This is a genomic window from Corynebacterium alimapuense (assembly GCF_003716585.1).
Lineage (GTDB): Bacteria > Actinomycetota > Actinomycetes > Mycobacteriales > Mycobacteriaceae > Corynebacterium > Corynebacterium alimapuense.
In genome coordinates this window covers 186,727-210,811 of sequence record NZ_PTJO01000006.1, presented here as the reverse complement: position 1 = coordinate 210,811, position 24,085 = coordinate 186,727, and the positions used below count along the sequence as shown (strand labels likewise).

Sequence of the window (24,085 nt, the reverse complement as noted above, 5' to 3'; positions counted from 1 at the left end):
TTTAACTAATCCAGATGGTGCGCCCGGAGGGATTCGAACCCCCAACCTTCTGATCCGTAGTCAGATGCTCTATCCGTTGAGCTACGGGCGCCAAACCAGCTCTCCCAAAAATAAGGAAAAGCAGCGGAGACGAGAGGATTCGAACCTCCGGCCCTCGGTTAAGAAGGCAACTCATTAGCAGTGAGTCCCATTCGGCCACTCTGGCACGTCTCCAGATCCATAGGCTAAAAAACTTAGCTGCAAGACCTCTGGGAATTCTACCCGCCAGCCGGTGTCCGAATCAAACCGCGTTAGACTCGAGCCCATGATTCGTCCCGATCTTGCCGATCTACCCGCCTATATTCCGGGCACCAACCGCCCTGATGCACTGAAATTGTCATCTAATGAAGTTGCCACCGCGCCCTTGGACACAGCAGTTGCTGCCATGTCGGCGGCTGCCAGTGGGGCTAATCGCTACCCGGATATGGGCGCAAGCGTGCTGCGGGAAACCCTCGCTGAGCACTTGAGTCTAACAATCGATCAGGTAGCAGTCGGCTGTGGTTCTTCGGCACTATGCCAGCAGTTGGTACAGGTCACCACCACTTCTGATGATGAGGTGATCTTCCCGTGGCGCAGCTTCGAGGCTTATCCCATCTTCACCAAGGTCGTCGGAGCCACCGCCGTCCCGATCCCGCTGACTGAGACCGGCCACCATGATTTGGCAGCCATGGCCGCGGCCATCACTGACCGAACCAGCCTGATCTTTGTGTGCAACCCGAATAACCCTTCCGGGATGACCATTACCCGAGATGAGTTCGCAGCATTCATGACGCAGGTACCAGAAAGAGTCGTTGTCGCCCTCGACGAGGCTTATTTCGAGTACAACCGGGCCGCCGACACGGCCGTGGCCACCGAGGAGATCGCTCGACACCCCAATGTCATTGGCCTGCGTACCTTCTCCAAGGCTTATGGCTTAGCCGGGGTTCGGGTCGGTTATGCCTTCGGCGCCCCAGAACTCATCACCGCGATAAACAAGGTGGCCATTCCCTTCGCGCTGAGCTCAGTGGCTCAAGCTGGCGCGATCGCCTCACTGAACTCCGCCACGGAACTGCTCGCCCGTACTGAGGAGACGGTGCTCCAGCGCGACCGTGTAGCCGATGCCATCGGCACTTCTCACAGTCAGGCGAATTTCATCTGGCTGCCAGGTGTGGATTCGACGGAGATCGCTAGGCGTCTAGCTGAGCAGGGAGTGCTCGTTCGAGCCTTCCCCGAGGGAGTGCGGATCACCATCACTACCACCGAGCAGGCCGATGAGCTCTTAGCGGCCTGGGACAAGGCAGGACTATAAAACTATGGGAACACTCTTCCGTTGGATTTTGGACACCATCGTGGTCGCCATCGCCCTGTGGGTGGTGACGCTCTTTGTCCCCGGCGTGCGCATCCTCCCGCCAGAGACCGTGATTTATGCAGATGGCAGCTACGACTTGGCGCTGGTATTCCTAGGTGTGGCTGCGGTGTTCATCGTGATCAACGAATTCGTCGCTCCGATTCTCCACCTGCTTGGCCTGCCAATTACCTGCCTCACCCTGGGACTATTTGCCCTGGTAATCAACGGCGGCGTTCTGCTGCTGACCGGCTGGCTGTCCAATCAGCTAGGCCTGGGGCTGATCATCGATGGCTTCTGGCCAGCATTTTTCGGCGCGATTGTGCTCGCCCTCGCGCGCGGATTCTTAGGACTATTCACCGGCTCCCGCCGCTAGCCTCCAGCAAACGGCGGCAGTACATCTAGCCGCCGGACCCCGGACAATTCAGCTGAGCGTTCGCTATTGCGACCGTCGAGCAGGAACGTGCAGCGGCTAAATATCTCTCCCAGCCCCATGCCGGCCTCGGTGGTGCCGGAATGGGCGGCAGCGCGGGCGTCGAGAAGCTCTCCGAGGGTTCCGGGTAATTGATCGACCTGTTCTCGGTCCGTTCCGGCGGCGGCGCGGGCGGCTGCGAAATAATGAATATCCACGCCACCAGCATGCCCGGATTCAGGCCATTGGTCCACCGAGTGCCACGAGTAGGGTGATGGCAAATCCATCGACCCTAAGGAGAACGCATGCGCACGCCCGAGGAACACTTCACCGCAGTCCGGGCGGCACTTGATCCGCAAGGCACCGTTATCGTCCCGCTTGCCGACGCCCGCTCCCGCGTCCTGGCCGCATCGCTGATCGCCGAACATCCCTCGCCGCGCTTCGACAACTCACAGATGGACGGATACGCTCTCTCTGCCTCACACCTGCGCAGGGCACCGGCCAGCTTTCCAGTGGGTCGAACCTTGGCTGCTGGTGATGATCCTGAACTGCTCTATCCAGCAGGCATAGGAGAGGAAGTAGTCCCAATCATGACTGGGGCAAAGGTTCCACGTGAAACATTAGCCATCGTGCCGGTGGAAGACTGCCGCCCAGCTCATTTCCCCGAGCCCGGCGCGATGATCGACGTACCTGCCGTGAAACTAGGACAATTCATCCGCCGCGCGGGTTCCGATATTCCTGCGGGCGCCACCCTCCTCAGCGCCGGCGCATTGCTGAGCCCAGTGGCCATTGCGGTGCTGGCCGGACAAAATCTCACCGAGGTGACCGTCCACGAGCGAGCAAAAGTTGTCATTTGTACCGGAGGTGCAGAAATCAACGACTCCGGCAACGCCGCCAGCACTCCCGACACAAACGCGCCGATGCTCGCAGCACTATGCGCCCAAGCTGGCATCGAGGTCGCCGCCCACGTACACACCAACGATGACCCGGCGCGATTGGACACCGACTTGGCCGAGGCGGTGGCAGTGCATTCCCCCACTGCAATCATCACCTCCGGCGGAATCAGCGCCGGGAAATACGAGGTGGTCCGCCAGCTTCTTTCCGATCACGGGTGGTTCGGCCACGTTGACCAGCAGCCAGGCGGACCGCAAGGTATCTCCCACTTCCACGGCGTCCCAGTCATCAGCCTGCCGGGCAATCCGGTTTCCACCCTGGTCAGCTTCCGGCTGTTTATTGCCCCCACTCTGGGACACGCTCCGGCACCGATGAACGCGCGCCTAACAGCTGACGCTCCAGGCCTCCCCGACCGCGAGCAGTTCCTCCGGGGTCGTGCGGAGACCGATAAGCAAGGCCAACGCCATGCCGTTCCAGTCGGCGGGGCAGGCTCTCACCTCTTAGTCCAGGCACTGGCCGCTGATTGCTTGATCCATATCCCCGCCGGCGGGCTACCTGCCGGTGACACCGTCACCACCTATCCCCTGTAGCTCACAGAAAGTCACCTCACCATGACCCGTACCGGCCTTGTTATCGTCGCCTCCACCCGTGCCGCCGCTGGCGAGTACGAGGACCGCTCCGGCCCCATCGCGGTTCAGTTCCTCCGCGATATGGGCTTTGAAACTCCCCATCCGCTAGTAGTCAGCGATGCGGATCTGCCAGAGACGATCGAGCGTGTTTTCAGTGGCCCGCTGCCCACCATTGTCTTGACCTCCGGTGGCACTGGCATCACCGCCGATGACCGCACTGTTGATGCCATCGCCCCTCATCTAGAACGCGAGCTCCCCGGCATCGTCCACGCCTTTTTCTCCCAAGGCCGCGAATCCACCGCCACGGCGATTGTGTCGCGCGCGGTGGCCGGAGTCGTCGGGAACACCTTCGTGATGACCTTGCCCGGATCCACCGGCGGGGTCATCGATGGCTGCGCGGTCTTGGAGCCTGTTATTAATCATCTGGCTGACCTTTTGGAGGGCAACCATGACCACTGATCCCGCGTATGTCGCCGAACAAACCGGCGTGGTCATTGACGCTCTCATTACCGATGTTCCACTCGACGGACTACTCGCCCAGGCCCGCAAAGAGATCATCACCGAGGCAATGGGCGCGCTGGTGGCCTTCGAGGGAGTGGTGCGCGATCACGATGGTGGGCAGGAAGTGGCCACGCTGTCTTATTCCGCGCATCCCAGTGCAGATGAGGTGATTGCTCGGGTGGCGGCGTCGATCAGCGCTGAGTATCCCACTACACGCCTGTGGACCGCCCATCGCACCGGCGACCTAGTCATCGGCGAGGTGGCTTTCCTCGCGCTGGCCAGCAGTGCTCACCGCGGTGATGCCTTCGCAGCGTGTTCGGCGCTGGCCGACCGGGTTAAGGCCGAAGTGCCGATTTGGAAAGAACAAAAGCTACGCGACGGACATACCCAGTGGGTGGGCGTCGAATGAGCTTGTCCCCCGAACAGAATTCTCGCTATCGCCGGCAACTCAGCTTGGGTGGCTTCGGCCCAGAGTCTCAAGAGGCGTTGCTGGGCGCGCATGTTGCCGTCATTGGCGCCGGTGGGTTGGGCTCGCCTGCACTGCTCTACCTGGCTGGGGCTGGCGTTGGACACATCACCATTATCGACGACGACGACGTAGACCTATCTAACCTCCACCGGCAGGTCATCCACGACACCGCTGGTATCGGCAGTCCGAAAGCTCGCTCAGCGCGAGAGAAAATGCTGGCGCTCAATCCTGGGATTACGGTCGAGGCTCGCGTTGAACGGCTCGAACGCTCCACTGCGGTAGATCTTCTCCAAGGTGCAGATCTCGTTGTCGATGGCAGCGATAATTTCGACACCCGCCATCTGGTCTCCTATGCCTGCGCCCGCCTGCAGATCCCCCATGTGTGGGCCTCCATCCTGGGTTTCGACGCCCAACTGTCCGTCTTCCACGCCGGACACGGCCCCGTCTACGAAGACCTCTTCCCCGCCCCGCCTGCACCCGGCGAAGTTCCGAGCTGCGCCCAAGCCGGAGTCTTAGGCCCGGTCGTCGGGGTGGTCGGCTCTGCGATGGCGATGGAAGCGATCAAGTTGCTCACCGGCATCGGCGATCCGCTCATCGGCACATTGGGATATTTTTCCTCACTGAGCGGGCAATGGGAGTACCTGCCTATCGTTGGCTCGCCAGCAAGCGTTGCCCGGCTACTGGCCGAAGGCCCACCAGTCCAGGCTCGCGGCTCCAGCGCCCCGGAAGTCGATGAAATCAGGAAGATCCCAGCAAACGCCCTGCTTATCGACGTCCGCGAGCCGGAAGAATTCCAAAGCTTCCGTATCCCGGGTGCAGTGAATGTCCCTCTGGGCGAAATTCTCGCTGGCCGGAATCCTGCTGAGATGAATGCTTCCGGTCAGGTAGTGATTTACTGCGCCGGTGGCGTGCGCTCCGCGAAAGCCGTGGCTGCCTTGTCCGAGCGTGGGATCAGTGGGCTGGTGAGCCTGGCCGGAGGGATCGAAGCTTGGCTCGATCAGCGCGCCTGACGGTTACGCGCCTGACGATTAAGGGGCATTTGTCCCTTACCCTTAACCCGCGCCTGACGTATTTTCTCACCTAGAAATGACGCCAGGGACGTATTTTCCCTGTTCACCGATTTACGGTGTGTGAGAAAATACGTCCCTGACTCAATTGTGCGGAGACGGCGGGATTTGAACCCGCGGAGGTTTGACCCTCGCTGGTTTTCAAGACCAGTGCATTCGGCCGCTCTGCCACATCTCCTTATTAACCATCGCCTAAGCGACAGTCGATTATCCTACCCGAGTCACCCCGACTCTCAAGAATTTCCCTACGCTGGGGACGCATGAAAGCCATCACACTGACCGATAGTCAGGATCCCACCTCACTCGCACTCGCCGAAACTCCGACTCCAGAACTTCGAGACGGCGAGGTCTTGGTCAAGGTCCATGCCGCCGGAGTAAATCGCGGAGACCTGTTGCAAGCCAAGGGCCACTATCCGCCGCCGCCAGGCGCCTCGGAGATCATCGGCCTGGAATGCTCCGGCGTCATCGAGGACCCCGGAACCACCGACCGCGACCGCGGAGAAAAAGTCGCCTGCCTGCTCGCCGGTGGTGGTTACGCCGACTACGTAGCCGTCCCCGAAGGCCAGCTGCTTCCCATCCCGGAGGGCTATAGCTTCACCGAGGCTGCCAGCATCGTCGAGGTGGCCTGCACCGTCTGGTCAAACCTAGGTATGCTCGCCGGTCTGAAAGAAGGCCAGACGGTGCTCATTCATGGCGGCGCGGGCGGCATCGGGACCTTCGCCATCCAGCTCTGTAAACAGCTCGGTGCCAACGTGGCCGTGACGGCCGGTACCTCGGAAAAACTTGAGACCTGCCGAGAACTCGGCGCAGATATTCTGATTAACTACCGTGAACAGGACTTTTCCGAGGAGCTCAAGGGCCGCTGTGATGTCATCCTCGACATCATGGGCGCGAAGTACCTCCGTCAGAATCTCCGCAGCCTGGCCGAAGATGGCCAACTGATCATCATTGGCCTACAAGGCGGAGTAAAGACCGAGATCAACCTCGGCGCACTTTTGCCTCGCCGACTGTCCGTCCGTGGCACTACCCTGCGCGCCCGCTCAGTCGAAGGCAAGGCCGAGGTCGTTCGCTCCACCGCCGAGCACGTTTGGCCCCTGCTTGCCGACGCCCGCATCTCCCACCACATCCACACCGTCCTCCCGCTGTCCGAGGCTGCCCAAGCCCACGCGCTGCTTGGCTCCGGAGAGGTCACCGGAAAGATCGTACTGGAGGTGGATGCCTAAGCCAGCGAGGCGACGACCCGGGTCAGATGCTCGATGTCATAGCGGGTGTTGAAAGGTGCCAAGGAGGCGGTCACTGCTCCACCGACTTCATCCACACCCATCTCGGAAAACAGCTGGCTGGCAGGCAAAATGGTGGTGACCAAACCATTATCGATCAACCGTTGATGCACCGTCTCCGCTGGCACCCCGCGAACAGCAAAGGACAACCTCGGTACTCGGTCGCCCGCGCCACCATCACCGGCTTCGCCAGAAACTCCCAAAATATGGACTGAGGACAGGCCGCCGAGTAGGAAATAGAGCTCATCGGTCAACGACTTCAAATAGCCATCGAGTTCACCCATTGACCGTTGCAGTCGGGTTCGCCGCGTGCCGATAGTCTCACTCAGCCCCGCCAGATGGCCCACCATCGCGGGGACGCCACCAGCCAAGCCCGGCGCGACTGGGGCTTCTCGAATCTGATCCAACCGCCGGAACATGGCCGAATCCCGGAACACTAAGGCTCCCAGTTGTGGTCCACCCAGAGCAGCTAGATCTAGCGCCACAATATCGGCGTCCCACTGGTCCGCTGCCAGCGGACGGTAGGCCGCATAAGCGGAGGCCTCAACCAGCACCCAGGCGCGCGAGCGAGAGCGGCTGTAATCGACGATCTCCGCAACCGGGGCGACGGTGCCCAGCAGCGACTGCGCCGCCGATAACGACACCAACCGCGTAGAACCGTCCACCAGCTCGGTGTATTGCGAGGACGGAAGCATTCCAGTGCCCAGATCCGGCTGCGCCCAGCGCACCTCCGCAGATAGGCCCTCAAGCGGATAGTTCAACTCCGGCGAATCCAAGCGAGAGAGCACGACCGAGGAATTATGGCGCAACAGCGGTCGCATGGCCTGCGAGAGACTCATATAAAGCGACGGCAGACTTGAGCCTAAGACGACCCGCTCCGGACTTGACCCACAAAGATCGGCTACGGCAATCCGAGCGGAGGCCAAGAGCGAGTCAGCCTCGAGGCGCCCTGCGGTCTGCTGCTTGGAATGCGAGCCCGAACTTGACTCTGCATCCGCGACACAACCTGCCAGGCGGAAGGACCTCGACACCGCAGCGGAGACAGTTTCGGGAATCTGTGGGCGGGCATGCGCATTGAGATAGGTCCAGCCATCGCCAAGGGAGACATACTGCCCCCGGACACTGGCCACGTCATAACTCATTGCGCTGCCTCCTTAAAACCTCGATCGAGAATTACGTCCATCTAGTATGCCCTGCCTTCTTCGACAATGCACCGTCGGCCCCACCCTGCAGAAATTGCCATAATAACCACAGTATACGCAGGTCAGCACCAGCATTATCATCATAATATTGCTAGCAAATTCACAGAATGGCAGGTGGAGCACGCTCCCGGCGTAATGCTTAGTCTCTCAGCGATACCAGGCTAGGGTGTAGATGTGCAGGAACAAGCCCCCAACCGAGACCTCAAGGCCGATCTGGCCCGGATGACAGAATCCGTCAGTACCGGCATCCCAGCCTCCCGTTCCAAAACTTTCGGCGCGGCATGGCATGACCTCAGCAGTGGATTCCAGCAGCACCAATTGTGGCTGCAGCTGGGAATGCAAGATATTAAACAACGCTACCGACGATCTACGCTCGGCCCGTTGTGGATCACCATCGCCACCGGCGTTATGGCCCTAGCGCTGGGCTTATTGTATTCAATGCTCTTCCAGTTGCCGCTGGCAGAATTCCTCCCCCATGTCACCGTCGGCCTGATCATGTGGGGCTTTATCTCCGGCTGTATCAAGGACGGCGCTGAGATCTTCATCGACAATGAAGGCCTGATCAAACAGCTGCCTTCCGCACTGTCGGTGCACGTCTATCGCTTGGTCTGGCGCCAAGCCCTGTTTTTGGCGCACAACCTGATCATCTGGGTGATCCTGATGATCATTTTCCCCCGTCCCTTGGGCTGGGAGGTGCTGCTGACCATTCCCGCAATGGCCTTGCTGATCATTAACGGCGTGTGGGTGGCGATGTTCTTTGGCATCGTGGCCACCCGTTATCGTGACGTCGCACCGCTGTTAGAAGCCATGGTCCAGCTGCTGTTCTATGTCACCCCGATTGTCTGGACCACCCAGACGCTCAAGGAACAGGGCGGCGATATCGCTCAGCGAGCACTGTTGGCAGAAATCAACCCGCTGTTCCACTACCTAGAGATCATCCGCGCACCCATGATCGGCGAGCCGATAGCCGCCTATCACTGGTGGATCGTCCTGGCATGTACTGCCGTCGGATTGACCTTGGCCCTGGTGGCTATGAAGCAATGGCGTTCCCGCGTCAGTTACTGGGTTTAGGAAGGTACTAATGGTCTCCATTGACACATACAACGCCTGCGTCGACTTCCCCATCTTTGATGCCAAGTCCCGCTCTATGAAAAAGGCTGTCCTCTCTACTGCCGGCGGTGCCATCGGGCGCAACACCGACAACACGATGGTCGTCGAAGCGCTCAGTAACATCAACCTCCATCTCCGCGAGGGCGATCGCGTGGGTTTGGTCGGCCACAACGGTGCCGGTAAATCCACTCTTTTGCGCCTGCTATCGGGAATCTACGAGCCCACCCGCGGATCCACCCACATCCGCGGCCGCGTGGCTCCGGTCTTTGACCTCGGTGTGGGCATGGATCCAGAGATCTCCGGTTACGAAAACATCATCATCCGCGGACTCTTCCTCGGCCAGACCCGCAAGCAGATGAGAGACAAGATCGACGAGATCGCTGACTTCTCTGAGCTGGGCGAATACCTAGATATGCCGCTGCGCACCTACTCCACCGGTATGCGCGTACGCCTGGCGCTGGGTGTGGTCACCTCAATCGAACCGGAGATCCTGCTCCTCGACGAAGGCATCGGCGCAGTTGACGCCGCCTTTATGGCCAAAGCCCGCGTCCGGCTACAGGAATTGGTCAAGCGATCGGGAATCCTCGTTTTCGCCTCCCACTCCAATGATTTCCTGGCACAGCTGTGCAATACCGCACTCTGGGTCGATCATGGTCAGATCCGCGAACACGGCATGGTCGATGACGTCGTCGAGTCCTACGAGGGTAAGGGTGCTGGCGATTATGTCCGCTCGCTGCTCCAGCGGTTTGATGAGGAGGAAGAAGGCTCCGCGGGGTAGTTGAGCTTTTGGGAGGGTCTCGGTCGGCCTGCTTGCTGCTGGAAATCCGCCTTCGCGTTGACACCAGCCCGCCTCACACTGTTTTCAGCCCCCAGCGTCAACGCCAACTAGGATCCCTGCCAACTCCTCCCTGCCAACTCCGCGCCCACCCTCTAAGCTCCCCGAGCAGGGGAGGAATTCTATGGGGGACATCCGGCTACCGGAGCATGCAGTCATCGACACCGCCGGGCTCAGAGCACTCGGAGCCACGCCGCATCATATTCACCGGCTCCTAACCCAACAACACCTCTATCGTGTCGATCGCGGAATCTATACCACTGCCCCACCAACGGGAAACCTCCTACTCAGAGCCCTCTCCCACAACCGGCCCAAGCTGGTCTTTTCCGGGCTCACCGCACTGCAGATTCACTCCGACAAGGACATCACGCTGCCCGTCAGCGCGCGCGTGCCCTACGGGCTATCTGCCAGACGCACGGCCCAGATCACCATTCGCCAGAGCCGTTGCCTGCTCGGTCGAAGAATCGATGGCATCTTCGTGACCACCCCGGTGGCCGCCGTCGCAGATCTGGCCACCACCAGCCACGAAGCCGGGGAACTGATTGCCTTCCTCGAGCAGCAATATGCCGGACGTCATGGTCGAGAATCCCTAGAAACCCACCTCACCCGGATGCCCCAGCCGCCCGCTGCACTAAAAGCCCTGATCCGCGCAGCTGCCATTGGCGCCGATAGTGAGGCCGAGCGCAGAGTATTCCGTGAGCTCAAGCGCCGGGGCGTCGAGGTACTGCAGAATCACAACATCGGCGGCTACTTCTTCGATGGTGTGCTCCCTCGGTCACGGGTGATCGTGGAGATCGATGGCTATCAGTATCATTCCGCTGAGAATCGCACCACCTTCGTGCGCGATCGCTGGAAGGCCAATTACGCCACCAGGCATGGCTATCGAGTGCTGCGGTACTCGGGAAGCTGCGTAAAACACCACTTCAACGACGTTATCGAGCAGATCATCGCCGCTACAACTGATGACCCTCGCCACCTGTCTACCGAATCCAGCCCGGTATGGCGCTGGCACAACACGTTGATCCGGGACGGTCCATGGTGGGAAGAGGTGGCACAATGATCCCCATGTCAACAGCCTTCTTGTCTCGTTCCGGTTCCACTGCGGCGGTCATCGTCACGCATAAGCGGGTGGACCTTCTCCGCGCGTCTTTGGAGCAGGTGGTCAACCAGACCCATCCGGTGGATTGGGTCGTCGTGGTGGACAACGGTTGTGAAGATGAGGTCCAATCGCTGGTTGCGGAGTTGGCTGGCGAGCGTGCTGTTTACCTGCCCAGCCGAACCAATCTGGGCGGGGCCGGCGGGTTTGCCTATGGTTTCCTCACTGCGCTGGCGTTGGGTGCGGATGCGATCTGGTGTGCTGATGATGATGGCCGCCCCGCCGATGAGCACGTCTTGTCTTTGCTTTTCGACGTCGCCGAGACCCACCGTCTCCACGAAGTCTCACCGGTGGTCTGCAATATCAACGATTCTGACCGGCTCGCCTTCCCATTGCGTCAGGGCCTGGTGTGGCGCCGCAAGCGTGCCGAATTGGAGGGCGATTTCCTCGAGGGTATCGCCAGCCTGTTTAATGGCGCGCTCATTAGCGCAGAGGCCATGGAAATCATCGGTGTCCCGGATTATCGGTTGTTTATCCGCGGAGATGAGGTGGAATACCATCGCCGCTTAGTCCGCTCGGGGCTGTCCTTTGGCACTGCGCTGACCACTGCTTATCTGCACCCGGATGGCTCAGAAGAGTTCAAGCCCATCTTGGGCGGGAAAATGCATACCCAGTATCCGGACAATGAGTCCAAGCGCTATTTCACCTACCGCAACCGTGGCTACATCATGAGCCAGCCGGGTATGCGCAAGCTACTTCCGCAGGAGTATGCGCGCTTCGCATGGTTCTTCCTCATCCAGCGCCGCGATCTAGCAGGGTTCCGGGAATGGCTCCGGCTGCACCACCAGGGGCGCAAGGAGCGTTTTACTCGGCCGACTTCTTAAAGATGAACACTCGCTGGACCACGAAGTTGATGACGGTACCCACAGTCTGTGCGATGAGGTAGGCCACGAGAACGGCCACGGAGCTTCCCCAACCCCAGCCGATAAACAGGTCGTAGCAGAAAGCGTGCAAACCGACATTGATGAAGTAGGTCATCGTGTACAGGCCGGCGACCATGAAGAACCTGCGGTAGGACGGTGCGGCTTGGAAGGTCCACCGGCGGTTGATCAGGTAGGCGGTGATGGTGCCGAAGATAAAGCCTACGGAGCGTCCTAGTATCGGCCCGGCACCGAAGAAGATCTGCATAATCCAGGTCAGACCGAGGTCGATGACCGCGGAAATGCCGCCGGAAACAAGGAAGCGGATGGCCTGAGTTTTTAGGGTCATGCCGCTAATTTCGACCTCGGCCGTGGAATCAGACTCGCTGGTGGTAGACACGAGGCATTAGCCTACCCCGGACGCTCAAACTCGAAGAAGTTCTCGGTAGATATCTAGACGATCAACTGGGGAGAGCGCATCAGTGCCATAGCCGCCGACGGAGGCTAGCTGCCGTAGTGATTCCGCACAAAGCGCTCTGGTCTCAGCACCGGTCAAGGCGGTTCCATCGTCGTTCTCCCAGCCGAGACTGCTCATGGTGGATTCAAGGATTTCGTCTGCCAACTGGTCATCACTCATGCAGGAGATCGCCAGCATCACCGTCCAGAAGGCATCTCGCCCGACCCGATCGTTTTCCACAGGCAGCCCACGCAGCGTTTCTACCTTAGGCACCGGCAAAATGACCTCACGGGTCAAATCCAATGCCTGTAGCAGGGGCACGAAGTCGAAAATACCGCTGCGGTCGATCAGCTCTCGGACTTCTGCTTTGGTAGCGGTGAGCACCTCGCGGGTGGTGGCGGTTCCGGTGAGCTCAGCGTTAATTTCCGCTAGATCAAACTCGACGCCGCCGAAATCTCCGGATCCGCCAATGCACAGCGCTCGAGGAGTACCGGCGTCGCGCGGATAGGATTCCACCGCCACAATCGCGATATCCCAGAGCCCGAAATGATAGGCCACTGCATCGCCTTCTGCTGCCAGATGACGATGAACTGGGTCGCCAGCGTCTAAGCGCGACTCTCGATCGTTTACTGCACTGAAATACCAGGGGGCGGAACCGAGTTCCTTCGATAACCCGAAGCTGATGACCAAAGCCTCATGCAGATCAGCGAGATGAAGGGCGTCTTTGAGCCCGATCTGGCGATGGACTTCTTCATCCGCGCGGACGTTGGAAGTCTGGAGAATCACGGTCCGCGGCTGGCGCTGCTTTCGCTCGCGTGCGGCCGTCAGATCGACGACTTTGGCGGCACCGTTGGTGGACATGACTCAAGCGTAGCCACGCCGACCCTCCATTCGCAGAAATCCATGTTCAGCTCCTAGGGCAGTGGCAGCGGCCGAGTCTCCGTACCGAATCTCTCCTGTAAGAACTTTCGCGAACGCCGACGTGCCTCGATCGCCTGCCAGCTCTCAACTAACTCGGCCACAGTCATGGCGTAGGCCCATGCTTTCTGCCCGACCTCCTCGCCGCGATAGACCGAAAAGAACTTCTCGACATCCACGGCCACCGGCTCCTCAAATCTCGGCACCGTGAGCTTCGGGTTGGCTTGTTTAGCCTGATCCGCAGCTGCCTTAATCTCTCCCAGCGCCTCACAGACGGCTGCTCGAAGATCCTCTGGAGTAAGCCCGCTGCCATCGGTGGGCACTACTACCGCCCCCGCAGTCAGATCCGACAATCGATCTGGATCAACCTCCCCTGGCCCCACGATCCACGCGCCAGAAAGCACGCCTGAGGCCGAGGGAGTATCGAAACCAGTCTGAACATGCCAGACCACGGTGACCGAAGGCTGCTTATCGACGACCGCGATCATCATGCCGCGCTCCGTCGCCGGTCGGCATCCTGAGCGACCACAAAAGTCGCTCCAGCACTGATCGCGCCAAGAACCGTATAGGGCAGTTTCACACCACGCTGGCGCATCGCTGCTGCCAGGCGTCGCTGAATCAGCCCCTCCGCTCGGACTAGTACCAGGAGCATGATGGCTGCTGCCATCAGCGCCGACCCAGTTTTCACCGGAGAATCGGAGATGGGATCTCCGGCCGGAATATCCGATTGAGGGCCAGCAGCATTGCCAATGTCACCGATTGCTTGTTTTAGCTGGTCAAGCTGGATGGTGACGTTAGTGGTTACGTCTTTGCCACCAGAGTGAAGCGCCGAGTTCAACGCTCCCCCGCCAACGGTCAAGATCGTGCTGACCAGGAAGCGGGAGAATCTGGATTCCACGTAGTCGGGTAGTGAGACAAGGACACCCACCAGGCTTGCCTGGGTGACGCGGCCGGCCAAAGTCTCATCATGGCTGTGATAGTCGGTCATGTGGCCAACCCTAGCTGCTACCCCAGACATGATCAGTGCTGTATACCCTGGGAACTATGTTTGGACGCAGCAAGGGTTTTGACCCAGATAAGGACCAATACGAGGGCCGTTTTATCGCCGCAGAGCAGACGGACCTGCCATTAAATGGATTGATGACCAGAATAGTGGCTCAAGAGTTGCCGATCCTTGATAGCCACGACCGCACCATTGTCTACCGTTTGCTGCGCGAATACGCTGAGTCAGGCGGCCCGGAAATTACTAGTCAGGAAGAACTGCCTGCCCAGATCCGGGAAATCATGAACCTCTAAGACACTGAGCTAGGCGCCTCGCCACTGGCTCAAACTACCCAAGCTAAGCGTGTAGCCCCAGGCCCTAAGGCCTGGGGCTACACGCTTACCTATCTAAAGACAGGTTGCTGAAGCTTGACGACTACGCGAAAAGGTTGTCGACGGAGCCAGCGAACTGGCCGCCCAGGTCAACCAGCACAGTCAGGATGCCGGTGGAGAAGTCACCGAACTGATCGAAGATGCTGGTGAATGCGCTGGAAACGGCAGTGTAAACGTCAGAAGACATGTAAATGTCCTTTCATAGTGATTTTCAGAATCAAAGCAGCGGAGAACCGCCTATGAACGGACACTATCAAAATATGTCGTCCGCATCATCTGCCTGAGCTGAAGCGATGACACTCGCCACAATCAATTAAATGATTAATCATTCAAATAATTCCCTACCCAAGACCGTTGATCTTATCTCGATAGTTCATTCATTCAAGAATTCACTCAAATTTGGCCAAAACCACAATTCGCAGTTAATGGAGCGTCTAGAACCACTCAAAAAGGTCCGACTATTGACAGATGGAAAATACGTAAATCAACTTAAGGCTGTCAGATTGGAGCTAGAGTACATCACTCATTTGATCACTGCCACAAAAGTAGAAATTGTCTGATTATGGAACCATGATTCAATCATTCCATAACGAAAGGGATGATCATTAATCTTGTGTTGGCTATTTCGAAAATCTACTGTGGTCCTACCAAACTAGCGACGATCCACTTCCTCATCGATTTGAAATATTTATCATAAATTATCTTTTAATAAAACATACATTAGATGGGATACAGTTAAATGACCTTCTTATGAATCCCAAGAAGGCCTTAGACCTATGCCGCCCATACGATATACCAAAAATCCAACCCTAGAAAAAGCTACATGTTCAGAAAAATCGCTCTCCACAGGAGATGTTAAAAAGCTGTATTGAACTGGGATTATAGCAAAGTGCATAAGATATGACATGTTGTATAAGATTTATCTGAAGCAGAAAACACGCCAAGATGCCTAATTTTCCCTGGCAAGCAATCGACAAAAATACAATTTCCACGCCAAAAGACGCCACTACCAATGCAGGTAGTGGCGTCTTTTTTGACTGGCCATTGGTGACTAACCAAAATCTAGTTCACAATATTTTGACTACTCTCCATCATCACGGCCAGCAAACGAGACAGGCAGAGGACTAGAAGAAGAGCATGGAAGAAAGCTCAGTGAAAGCCCAAGGGATGGAGGTGATAACGTAACCGAGGTATTCAAGAATGAAATCCAACATGACAGTACCTTTCGTCTAGTGCAAAACACCTTGTGTGAATTGCTTTGACTCAACTCTAACAGTGCATTGCTAGCAATAATTACCTTGAGTCAGATTTTCTCTACGGCCAGAATTGGTGTTATTTTTCTCCCAAATCTATTTCCCAAGGTCAACTACATTTTCCTCAAAAACTACCCATTCTCACCCTTAAAAATTGCCTCCTTTAGCTAGCCACATTCGGGGGTGATTCGACAACAAAAAAGAGACGCCCCAACAGAACGCCTCGGCCAAAAAATAACCTCGGCACAGAACTGCCATTCCGGCCGACGTTAGTAATCGCATATTACTCACTAAGTGTTACACAAATTCACAAAAACAGACGAAAGAACATTCTCATCTGGAATTTGTAACACTTTTGCTAAAAATAAGATCGTCGGAATCATGACTGATACCACTGATCCCACAGGGTTTTCCTAGTCACTGCCACCTCGGAAAGCAGCCTCACGTAGGTAGGATCGACTAGGTATCTGCCGCGCGCACCAGATTCCTCTTTGCGCGCCTCCGTCGAGACAGAAAATTGGAAGATGGAACTCAAGACCACTGAACAGTCACTGACCGGGTGGGGACGCACTGCGCCTACCACCGCCCACGTCCTCAGCTCCCCGGATGTCGAGGCCATCATCGAGACCGTCAAACGCGTCGCTGATGATAACTCTGACAAGCCCACCCACCTGCGGCGCGGAGTTATCGCCCGCGGCATGGGTCGTTCCTACGGTGACCCGGCACAAAATGCCGGCGGTGTTGTCGTGGACATGCAGCCGCTCAACAAGATTCACTCGATTGACCCTGATTCCGCGCTCGTCGATGTTGATGGCGGCGTCACCCTTGATCAGCTAATGAAGGCTGCTCTGCCTTATGGGCTGTGGGTTCCGGTACTCCCGGGCACCCGCCAGGTGACTATCGGTGGCGCTATCGGTCCTGATATTCACGGTAAAAACCACCATTCGGCTGGTTCTTTCGGCGATCATGTGACTTCGATGGAGCTTTTGGTAGCCGATGGCCGCGTTCTCCATCTCGAGCCTGAAGGTTCCTCCGATGATCCTGCTGGCACCCTGTTCTGGGCGACCGTCGGCGGCATGGGTTTGACCGGCATCATCCTGCGCGCCAGCATCCGGATGACTAAGACTGAGACTGCTTACTTCATCGCCGATGGCGATCTGACCGGCAATCTCGATGAGACCGTCGAGTTCCACTCGGATGGTTCGGAGAAAAACTACACCTATTCTTCTGCCTGGTTTGATGCGATCTCCCCGGAGCCCAAGCTTGGCCGCTCCGCCGTTTCTCGCGGCAGCCTGGCCACCCTGGATCAGCTGCAGGAGCTGTCTCCGAAGCTGGCCAAGGATCCCCTGAAGTTCAATGCCCCGCAGCTGGTGACGGTTCCGGACATCTTCCCGTCTTTCACCATGAACAAGCTCTCGATGATGGCCATCGGCGAGCTGTGGTGGCTCAAGTCTGGTGAGTACAAGAACCAAGTTCAAAACCTGACGCAGTTCTATCAGCCGCTGGATCTGATCGGCGAATGGAACCGAGGCTACGGTTCCAAGGGCTTCCTGCAGTACCAATTTGTCGTGCCGCGTGAGGCCATCGAGCCGTTCAAGGAGATCATCCGCGATATTCAGCGTTCGGGTCATTACTCAGCGCTCAACGTCTTCAAGCTCTTCGGCGAGGGCAACCGTGGCCCGCTGTCCTACCCGATGCCGGGTTGGAACGTCTGCGTGGACTTCCCGATCAAGAAGGGCCTAGGCGCCTTCCTTGATGATCTGGACCGTCGAGTTATCGAGTTTGGCGGCCGCCTCTACTTGGCCAAGGAGTCGCGCACTTCCGCTGAGAGCTTCCACAAGATGTACCCGGGGATGCAGGGTTGGTTGGATACTCGCAACGAGATTGATCCCACCGGAGTCTTCGCTTCCGATATGTCCCGCCGTCTCGAACTGAACTGATCTAGGAGTATCTAAGAATGCTTAACGCTGTGGGCCAAGCCCAGAATATTCTGCTGCTCGGCGGAACCTCGGAGATCGGACTCGGCATCGTCGCAGAGTTCCTTTCCCATGGTCCCGCTCGTGTCACTCTCGCCGCACGCACGGACTCCCCGCGTATCGACGCCGCCGTCGAACAGGTCCGCGCCGCCGGCGCCTCCGAGGTCGAGGTACTCGACTTCGATGCCACTGACTTCGATTCCCATCCCGCTGTTATCGACGCCGCTTTCGCCCACGGTGACGTGGACGTAGCGATCGTCGCCTTCGGCACTTTGGGAGATCAAGAACAGCTGTGGCAAGACCAGGCCAAGGCCGTGGCTTCCGCCCAGATCAACTACACCGGGCCGGTCTCCGTCGGTGTGTTGCTCGGCCAGCGCTTCAAGGCGCAAAGCCACGGCACCATCGTCGCGTTGTCTTCCGTAGCTGGCGTGCGAGTGCGTCGTTCGAATTTCGTCTACGGTGCCTCCAAGGCTGGAGTGGATGGTTTCTATACCCAGCTCGGTGAAGCCCTGCGTGGATCCGGCGCCAATGTTCTAGTGGTCCGCCCAGGCCAGGTTCGTACCAAAATGAGTTCAGAGGGTAAAGAAGCTCCGCTGACGGTAAATGTCGATGACGTCGCCACCGCCACGGTCAAGGCCGTGGTGGATGGAAAAGACATCATCTTTGTCCACCCTGCCTTCCAAGCTGTGGCAGCGGTGTTCAACCTGATTCCGCGTCAGATTTTCCGAGCGCTACCCTTCTAAACATGACGTCCCCCGCGCCCGTCGCTGAATCACTCAAACTGAACTCCCAGACCATGGAGGACTACACCAGTGATCTGGTGAGCCGAAAAGCGACGGTCGCGGGAATTATCGCGGCTGGCCTCGGTGGCGGCGCCTTCGTTCTTCTAGCTTGGTTCGTTCTGCGGCTGACCAGCCTGCCAGCATTTACCACCTCGAATGTGACCTTGGCACTAGCTACTGCTGGGACCGTGGCCACGATCGTGGTGGTCGGAGTTCTTATTACGCTCTGGCTCTTGGATGAACAGCGTGCTCCGCGCTGGTGGGCGAGCAAGCCCAAAGCCCTCCCTGCTGCTGAACCGGACGCTGAGCTAGAGATCAGGCGCCCTCGCTGGCGAGTAGTGCTGACCTATCTAGTTTCCTACTTGTCCCCCGCGGCGTTGATGATAAGTACCACCGCGATTCCACTGTCGGCCACGCGGCTGTATCTCGACGGCGTGCAAGTCGACCAAGTGTTCCGCACTCAGTTCCTCACTCGCATGGCTACCACTTGGTCCAACGCGGATATGAACTATCTAGATCTGCCCTCCTACTACCCCTTGGGTTGGTTTTGGGGTGGTGGCCGCTTAGCCAATCTGCTGGGCATCTCAGGTTGGGAGGTCTACCAACCGTGGGCAATGATCTCCATTGCCGCGGCTGCCTGCATGCTGGTTCCAATCTGGCAGCGGCTGACCGGATCGTTGGCGGTAGCCACAGGCATCGCGCTCGTGAGCATGTGTGTGGTCTTGGTGATGAGCCCAGAAGAACCCTATGGCGCAATAGTGGCATTAGGTGCCCCGGCGGCTGCGTTGCTGGCGCGACGTGCCTTGCTAGGTTCGTGGTTCTCAAGCGTCGCTCTCACCCTCTATTTGGGGTTCTCCGCGACGATGTACACGTTGTTTACCGGCGCTGTTGCCGTCTCCGTCGTGGTCATCGCCTTGATCTTCACGTTGCTGCATTCCCGCACGCTCAAGCCGCTACTGCACTTGACTGTCATTGGCTTCGGTTCCATCTTCATCGCACTCGTGGCATGGGGTCCCTACTTGTGGATGGTGGTGACTGGTCACCCGCACTCGGCTAGTACCGCTCCGGATTATCTGCCGTTAACCGGGGCACAGATCCCACTGCCGTTCTTAGCGCCCTCGATCATCGGCCTCCTCTGTTTGATTGGCCTGGTCTATCTCCTCCTGCGGATCGTCGATCAGGATGTCCAGGCGATGGCTATCGCGCTGTTTAGCTTCTATCTCTGGGCACTTGCCTCCATGGTGGCAACCCTCATCGGAACTACTTTGCTGGGCTTTCGCATCGATATGCTCATCGTGCTCCAACTCAGCACCGCGGGTGTACTCGCGCTAGCCGAGCTTCGATTGGTGGGAATCAGCCGACTTTATCCAGACCGGTTTTCCGCTAAGGTCCGGCGCAGCATGACCACAATCATGGTCATCATCCTCTGTGCCTCCGGAGTGCATTACGCACAAAACATACCGATCGAAAACCAGACCGCTATCGACCACGCCTATACCAATACTGATGGTTTTGGCGAGCGTGCTGACCGCTATGCACCAGACGCAGGTCGCTACTACGCCGAAATCAATGAGGAAATCAGCGCCCAAGGCTATGTCACCGAGGACACGGTGATGCTGACTGACGAGTTCAACCTCATGGCCTTCAATCCCTATTTGGGTTTCCAGGGATTTACTAGCCACTACGCCAATCCCCTAGGCGAGTTCGAAGAGCGAAATAGCACCATCCAGGGTTGGGCTGATGGCTCTTGGGACGAGCTCTCGGAACCAGCGGACTTCCTCGGAGCATTGGAACAATCTCCGTGGCGCGCCCCTGACGTATTTGTTCTACGCGGTGACCTGGAAGATCAGGAATCCGGATGGCAAACCCACTTGTCCGAGGACATCTACCCCAGCAATCCCAACATCCGGTACCGAGCTATCCAGTTCAATCCGGATGTCTTCCTGGATTCTCCGCAAGAGTGGAAGGTCTCTCAGATCGGACCATTCGTTGTGGCAACCCGAGTAAACCCCTGATACTGAAGTAGGCTTAATTTTCGTGTCTGCAACCGCCGTGTCGAAACAAGTACCCTCCCAGGGTTCAGCAGGCCCTAGGGGCATCGCCCCCAGTTGGCTGAAGAACCTGGCGATCTTTTCCGGCCTCCTGGGCTTCCTGTTATTTGTGCTGACGCCTTTCCTGCCGGTCAATCAGACCCAGTCTTCACTTTCGTGGCCGCAAGATGACAGCCTCAGCTCGGTCAACGCCCCGTTGATCTCCTATGCGCCAGAACAGATCGACATCGCGCTTCCCATCGCCGATGCCATCGACGGGCTGAGGACCGGCCAATCACTGCTGCTTTCTACTCTTCCAGCAGACTCCACCGATGCCACTTCTCGCGGTATGTTCATCCGTTCGGCCGACGGCGGGCTTGATGTCATCATTCGCGACCAAGTCCCCTTAGAGCTCACCGAGGACGAGATCGCAGAGCTCGACTCCGACGCACTGCTGGTGGTTTCCTCGACCGAAGAGGAAACCACAGTCAGTATCCCTGGAGCGACCGATGATGAGGGAGAAGCCCTCGAGAGCATCATCGACGATGAGGATGTTCGTCCTCAGATCACCGGTATCTACACCGAGATCGATGACTCACCTGAGACTGCAGCCGCGCTCACTGATGCCGGACTTGATGTCGAGGTCGAGATCAACTCGCGATTTACCACCACACCCTCGGCGGTCAAATACCTCGCCATGTTTGGTGGCCTAGCTTCCCTGCTGGTCGGCCTGTGGACATTACACCGCATGGACCTACTGGATGGACGGTCGTCGCGACGCTTCCTTCCCGCCGGCTGGTGGCGCTTCAAACCCCTCGACGGCATAGTCCTATCCACCCTCGGTTTCTGGCATATCTTCGGCGCCAATACCTCAGATGACGGCTACATCTTGACCATGGCCAGGGCTTCTGAGAGCGCCGGCTACATGGCCAATTATTACCGTTGGTTCGGAGTCCCAGAATCACCTTTTGGCTCGCCCTATTACGATCTCTTAGCTCTCATGACCCAGATTTCGACGGCCTCGGTGTGGATACGCCTGCCTTCGCTGATCTCCGGCATCATCATTTGGCTGGTGCTGTCCCGAGAGATCATCCCCCGATTGGGCGCGATGATCGATGGTCGCCGCGTGGCTCATTGGACAGCTGCCATGGTCTTCCTCGCCTTCTGGCTGCCCTATAACAACGGCATCCGGCCGGAGCCAATCATTGCTATGGGAGCGCTGCTGACGTGGGCATCGTTTGAGCGGTCAATCGCTACTTCCCGACTGCTTCCAGCCGCGATCGGCATTATCATCGCCACGATCTCGCTCGGAGCCGGACCCACCGGTCTGATGGCCGTGGCCGCCTTGTTGGCCTCTCTGTCTAGTCTCTTCCGCATCATCTACCGACGCCTCCCGTTGATGGGTATGACACCTGGTTGCTCACGGGCGTCGATAAGCCATGGGGTACTAGCGATGGTCGCTCCGCTAGTGGCCGCCGGCACCGCCATTCTCATCGCCGTCTTTGGTGACCAAACCTGGGCAACGGTGATGGAATCCATCCGCGTGCGCGCGGCCAAGGGCCCCTCACTGGCGTGGTACGACGAATGGGTTCGCTACCAAAGTCTCATGGAGCAAACCGTTGATGGTTCCCTGACCCGCCGCTTTGCCGTGCTGATGATGTTCCTCTGCTTGGCGTTGGTCCTGACGTCAATCCTGCGCAATGGCCGAGTTCCAGGCTCCGCCAAGGGTCCCTCGATGAGGCTGGTTCTGATCATTTTCGGCACCATGTTCTTCTTGATGTTTACCCCCACCAAGTGGACTCACCACTTCGGTGTCTACGCCGGAATCGCCGGCGCCCTAGCAGCGCTAGCAGCAGTCGCACTCAGTCACATGGTGCTGCGTTCCTCCCGAAATCGAACGCTCTTTATCGGTGCCATCCTTTTTGTCACCGCCATCGCGCTTTCTGGCATCAACGGCTGGTGGTATATCTCAAGCTTCGGGGTCCCCTGGTTCGACAAAACCGTGCAATACCAAGGGGTCGAAGCCTCTACGATCGTCCTGTTTATCTCTTTGGCCGTGTTGGCCGCAGGTACTATTCAATCTTTCATCGGCGATCTGCGTACCGCCCGCGCCGAAAGCTCCGGTGCCAGCCCGACGGCTGCCAAAAAAGCTTCCGAGAAATCCACCCGCTGGACCGGAGTTGCTACCGCGCCAATTGCAGTAGCCTGCGCCGTGATGATCGTATTCTCGCTGGCATCACTATCTAAGGGCTTTATCTCCCAATACCCCGCGTACTCCGTCGGACTGGGCAACTTGCGATCACTGACTGGCGATACCTGCAACCTAGCCAACGATGCTCTCGTAGAGACCAATTCCAACGACTCCTTCCTCAACCCAGTCGAGGGCGTTTCCCTCGGTGAATCCCTCGAGGCAGAGGACAATCGCGGATTCGAAGCCAATAACCTACCGCCATCTATCACCCAAGATGCCGTGGATACCGCCTCGGTCGGCGCTATTGCCGATACCGAAAGCGCCGGCGGCTCAGAGGAGACCACCGGGCAAGACACTGGCAACACCGGTGGTGTCCGCGCAGAAACTGGCGTGAATGGCTCCAGCGCCCGGCTCCCCTTCGGCTTGGATTACACCACGGTGCCAGTGGTGGGCTCGTGGACCAATGGAGCGCAATTCCCAGCTGAAATCACCACCTCCTGGTTCGAGCTACCTGAAGCCACTGAAGAAACTCCTTTGTTGGTGGTCTCAGCGGCCGGACGCATCGAACACCACGACATCAACGGTGTGCTGCAAGATGGCCAGGATCTCGCCTTGGAGTACGGCACTCGCACAGCTGATGGCGAGGTCACTGACGTTGGAGAAATGGAGATGCTCGACATCGGGCCGCAGCCGTCGTGGCGCAACCTGCGACTGCCGCTAGATTCACTGCCCGAAGAGGCAGACGTGGTGCGCATCGTCGCCTCCGACCTGAGCTTGGATCCCGAACAGTGGCTGGCATTCACCCCGCCCCGGGTACCGGACCTAGATTCCCTCAACAATGTTGTCGGTTCCGAGAAACCTGGACTGATTGACTGGTCAGTCGGCTTGCAATTCCCCTGCCAGCGCAGCTTCGATCACTTCGCAGGCGTTACCGAAGTTCCTGAATACCGCATTTCTCCTGACCATCCAGGCAAGTCCACGTTGACTCCCTTCCAGGATTATGACGGCGGCGGCATCATGGGCACCGCGGATGCGGTCAACAGCTCTTATGAGCTGCCTAGCTATACCAAGTCCGATTGGCACCGCGACTGGGGTTCCATCGAGATCTACCTGCGAAGGGTCAACTCTGAGGGCACTGCCCCAGTAGACGCCGAGATCGATATGGAGGTCGTCTCCCGCTCTGGGCTGTGGATGCCCTCCGAGATGATGATCGACAACTAGGTCTACTCCCCCGAGCGGCCTAGCCCGGGCCCGCCCAGCGGATGTGATTGTTCATCCGCGGTGGGCGCCCCGTAGATCTGGTGGGTTAGACCGACCACTCAGACT

General features: G+C 58.1%; 23 protein-coding genes and 3 tRNA genes. 16 read left to right on the top strand and 10 right to left on the bottom strand.

The annotated features are described in order from the left end of the window. Positions 1–15 precede the first annotated feature (15 nt). Both C5L39_RS10270 and C5L39_RS10265 read right to left on the bottom strand, forming a co-directional pair. Positions 16–91: transfer RNA gene (locus tag C5L39_RS10270), tRNA-Arg, on the bottom strand. A gap of 33 nt (positions 92–124) precedes the next feature. Then, a tRNA-Ser gene (locus tag C5L39_RS10265) sits at positions 125–213 on the bottom strand. A 91-nt stretch (positions 214–304) separates the two neighbouring features. Here C5L39_RS10265 and C5L39_RS10260 point away from each other — a divergent pair. Together C5L39_RS10260 and C5L39_RS10255 are read left to right on the top strand one after the other, a co-directional pair. After that, positions 305–1,327 carry a histidinol-phosphate transaminase gene (locus C5L39_RS10260; protein WP_123048858.1) on the top strand — a complete coding sequence of 341 codons (1,023 nt, stop codon included), beginning with the start codon at positions 305–307 and terminating at the stop codon, positions 1,325–1,327. Between the two features lie 4 nt (positions 1,328–1,331). Beyond that, the gene (locus C5L39_RS10255; protein ID WP_123048804.1) at positions 1,332–1,739 is read left to right on the top strand and encodes a phage holin family protein; all 408 of its coding nucleotides are present in this window, start codon (positions 1,332–1,334) and stop codon (positions 1,737–1,739) included. On the opposite strand, the gene C5L39_RS10250 is transcribed toward C5L39_RS10255, so the two are convergent. Continuing rightward, entirely contained in the window at positions 1,736–1,993 is a 258-nt protein-coding gene (locus C5L39_RS10250; protein WP_123048857.1) for a MoaD/ThiS family protein, read from the bottom strand. The genes C5L39_RS10255 and C5L39_RS10250 overlap by 4 nt on opposite strands. Before the next feature lie 87 nt (positions 1,994–2,080). Between C5L39_RS10250 and C5L39_RS10245 the strand changes: the two genes are divergently transcribed. Genes C5L39_RS10245 through C5L39_RS10230 form a run of 4 tightly spaced genes read left to right on the top strand, consistent with a single transcriptional unit; the run spans position 2,081 to position 5,278 of the window. Continuing rightward, positions 2,081–3,259 (top strand): molybdopterin molybdotransferase MoeA, encoded by a 1,179-nt coding sequence (locus tag C5L39_RS10245; RefSeq protein WP_123048803.1) that lies wholly within the window; start codon positions 2,081–2,083, stop codon positions 3,257–3,259. A 21-nt stretch (positions 3,260–3,280) separates the two neighbouring features. Continuing rightward, a complete protein-coding gene (locus C5L39_RS10240; RefSeq protein ID WP_123048802.1) occupies positions 3,281–3,757 on the top strand; it encodes a MogA/MoaB family molybdenum cofactor biosynthesis protein in 477 nt (158 codons plus the stop codon). Next, a complete protein-coding gene (locus C5L39_RS10235) occupies positions 3,747–4,208 on the top strand; it encodes a molybdenum cofactor biosynthesis protein MoaE (protein WP_123048801.1) in 462 nt (153 codons plus the stop codon). The genes C5L39_RS10240 and C5L39_RS10235 overlap by 11 nt, the downstream gene beginning before the upstream one ends. Continuing rightward, positions 4,205–5,278: a ThiF family adenylyltransferase gene (locus C5L39_RS10230; protein ID WP_123048800.1), complete on the top strand. Its 1,074-nt coding sequence runs from the start codon at positions 4,205–4,207 to the stop codon at positions 5,276–5,278. The genes C5L39_RS10235 and C5L39_RS10230 overlap by 4 nt, the downstream gene beginning before the upstream one ends. 150 nt (positions 5,279–5,428) lie before the next feature. On the opposite strand, the gene C5L39_RS10225 is transcribed toward C5L39_RS10230, so the two are convergent. Further along, a tRNA-Ser gene (locus tag C5L39_RS10225) sits at positions 5,429–5,513 on the bottom strand. 82 nt (positions 5,514–5,595) lie between these two features. On the opposite strand from C5L39_RS10225, the gene C5L39_RS10220 reads away from it, so the two are divergent. Beyond that, on the top strand, positions 5,596–6,558 hold the full coding sequence (locus C5L39_RS10220; RefSeq protein WP_123048799.1) for an NAD(P)H-quinone oxidoreductase: 963 nt from the start codon (positions 5,596–5,598) through the stop codon (positions 6,556–6,558). On the opposite strand, the gene C5L39_RS10215 is transcribed toward C5L39_RS10220, so the two are convergent. Further along, entirely contained in the window at positions 6,555–7,757 is a 1,203-nt protein-coding gene (locus C5L39_RS10215; protein ID WP_123048798.1) for an aminotransferase class V-fold PLP-dependent enzyme, read from the bottom strand. The two genes, C5L39_RS10220 and C5L39_RS10215, sit on opposite strands and share 4 nt — an antisense overlap. 234 nt (positions 7,758–7,991) lie before the next feature. On the opposite strand from C5L39_RS10215, the gene wzm reads away from it, so the two are divergent. The 4 genes from wzm to glfT1 all read left to right on the top strand — a co-directional run bounded on the left by wzm (position 7,992) and on the right by glfT1 (position 11,742). Beyond that, on the top strand, positions 7,992–8,888 hold the full coding sequence (gene wzm, locus C5L39_RS10210; protein WP_245974974.1) for a galactan export ABC transporter permease subunit Wzm/RfbD: 897 nt from the start codon (positions 7,992–7,994) through the stop codon (positions 8,886–8,888). Between the two features lie 10 nt (positions 8,889–8,898). Further along, positions 8,899–9,705, top strand: a complete 807-nt coding sequence (gene wzt / locus C5L39_RS10205; RefSeq protein WP_123048797.1) for a galactan export ABC transporter ATP-binding subunit Wzt/RfbE — start codon at positions 8,899–8,901, stop codon at positions 9,703–9,705. Between the two features lie 181 nt (positions 9,706–9,886). Further along, positions 9,887–10,822 carry a DUF559 domain-containing protein gene (locus tag C5L39_RS10200; protein ID WP_123048796.1) on the top strand — a complete coding sequence of 312 codons (936 nt, stop codon included), beginning with the start codon at positions 9,887–9,889 and terminating at the stop codon, positions 10,820–10,822. Next, on the top strand, positions 10,819–11,742 hold the full coding sequence (gene glfT1, locus C5L39_RS10195) for a galactofuranosyltransferase GlfT1 (RefSeq protein WP_123048795.1): 924 nt from the start codon (positions 10,819–10,821) through the stop codon (positions 11,740–11,742). The genes C5L39_RS10200 and glfT1 overlap by 4 nt, the downstream gene beginning before the upstream one ends. Here glfT1 and C5L39_RS10190 read toward each other — a convergent pair. From C5L39_RS10190 to C5L39_RS10175, 4 genes are all read right to left on the bottom strand, one after another. Beyond that, positions 11,723–12,127: a GtrA family protein gene (locus C5L39_RS10190; protein WP_123048855.1), complete on the bottom strand. Its 405-nt coding sequence runs from the start codon at positions 12,125–12,127 to the stop codon at positions 11,723–11,725. The two genes, glfT1 and C5L39_RS10190, sit on opposite strands and share 20 nt — an antisense overlap. A gap of 75 nt (positions 12,128–12,202) precedes the next feature. Then, entirely contained in the window at positions 12,203–13,096 is an 894-nt protein-coding gene (locus tag C5L39_RS10185; protein ID WP_165858034.1) for a hypothetical protein, read from the bottom strand. 53 nt (positions 13,097–13,149) lie between these two features. Next, entirely contained in the window at positions 13,150–13,644 is a 495-nt protein-coding gene (locus C5L39_RS10180; protein ID WP_123048794.1) for a hypothetical protein, read from the bottom strand. Beyond that, positions 13,641–14,141: a hypothetical protein gene (locus tag C5L39_RS10175; protein WP_123048793.1), complete on the bottom strand. Its 501-nt coding sequence runs from the start codon at positions 14,139–14,141 to the stop codon at positions 13,641–13,643. The genes C5L39_RS10180 and C5L39_RS10175 overlap by 4 nt, the downstream gene beginning before the upstream one ends. A gap of 56 nt (positions 14,142–14,197) precedes the next feature. Between C5L39_RS10175 and C5L39_RS10170 the strand changes: the two genes are divergently transcribed. Further along, positions 14,198–14,449, top strand: a complete 252-nt coding sequence (locus C5L39_RS10170; protein ID WP_123048792.1) for a hypothetical protein — start codon at positions 14,198–14,200, stop codon at positions 14,447–14,449. A gap of 121 nt (positions 14,450–14,570) precedes the next feature. On the opposite strand, the gene C5L39_RS10750 is transcribed toward C5L39_RS10170, so the two are convergent. Continuing rightward, on the bottom strand, positions 14,571–14,714 hold the full coding sequence (locus C5L39_RS10750) for a hypothetical protein (protein WP_165858033.1): 144 nt from the start codon (positions 14,712–14,714) through the stop codon (positions 14,571–14,573). A 1,590-nt stretch (positions 14,715–16,304) separates the two neighbouring features. Between C5L39_RS10750 and dprE1 the strand changes: the two genes are divergently transcribed. The 4 genes from dprE1 to C5L39_RS10145 are packed head-to-tail and all read left to right on the top strand — an operon-like array spanning position 16,305 to position 23,980. After that, positions 16,305–17,720 (top strand): decaprenylphosphoryl-beta-D-ribose oxidase, encoded by a 1,416-nt coding sequence (dprE1, locus tag C5L39_RS10160; RefSeq protein ID WP_123048790.1) that lies wholly within the window; start codon positions 16,305–16,307, stop codon positions 17,718–17,720. 17 nt (positions 17,721–17,737) lie between these two features. After that, positions 17,738–18,499, top strand: coding sequence for a decaprenylphospho-beta-D-erythro-pentofuranosid-2-ulose 2-reductase (gene dprE2, locus C5L39_RS10155; protein WP_123048789.1), 762 nt, complete (start codon positions 17,738–17,740; stop codon positions 18,497–18,499). A 2-nt stretch (positions 18,500–18,501) separates the two neighbouring features. Further along, positions 18,502–20,553, top strand: a complete 2,052-nt coding sequence (locus C5L39_RS10150) for a galactan 5-O-arabinofuranosyltransferase (protein WP_165858032.1) — start codon at positions 18,502–18,504, stop codon at positions 20,551–20,553. A 16-nt stretch (positions 20,554–20,569) separates the two neighbouring features. Further along, on the top strand, positions 20,570–23,980 hold the full coding sequence (locus tag C5L39_RS10145; protein WP_165858041.1) for an arabinosyltransferase domain-containing protein: 3,411 nt from the start codon (positions 20,570–20,572) through the stop codon (positions 23,978–23,980). Positions 23,981–24,085: the final 105 nt, after the last annotated feature.